Source organism: Citrobacter sp. Cpo109, assembly GCF_030332565.1.
Taxonomy (GTDB): Bacteria; Pseudomonadota; Gammaproteobacteria; order Enterobacterales; family Enterobacteriaceae; genus Citrobacter; species Citrobacter portucalensis.
On record NZ_JAOWHQ010000010.1, the window covers coordinates 1 to 254 of the forward strand.

1 protein-coding gene is annotated in these 254 nt (G+C 56.3%); it reads right to left on the reverse strand.

Going from position 1 to position 254, the window contains the following annotated elements; translation table 11 throughout:
• Nucleotides 1-254, reverse strand: a 254-nt coding sequence (locus OGY71_RS00250) for a phage polarity suppression protein (RefSeq protein WP_286612605.1), incomplete at both ends; no start/stop codon positions are given.

Here is a 254-nt window from a genome sequence, read left to right on the forward strand (position 1 = left end):
GGTGCCAGCGTGGCGGCCAGCTCCGCGCCGTGCTGCTGCATAAAGTCATGGAGCCGGTTGCGGATGCTGATGTGCTGCACCTCCTCATGTGAGCGGATATAGCGACCGGCGGCCTGATTAATTTCCCACTTTTTCACGTCGATATTGTCGCGCAAATCCTGCATTCTGAGCGGAATTTGTTCGTCACCGGCAAGGAGCTGTTCACGGTATTCCCGTTCAAGGTCTGCCAGTTCGGCTTTACGTTTCAGCCAGGT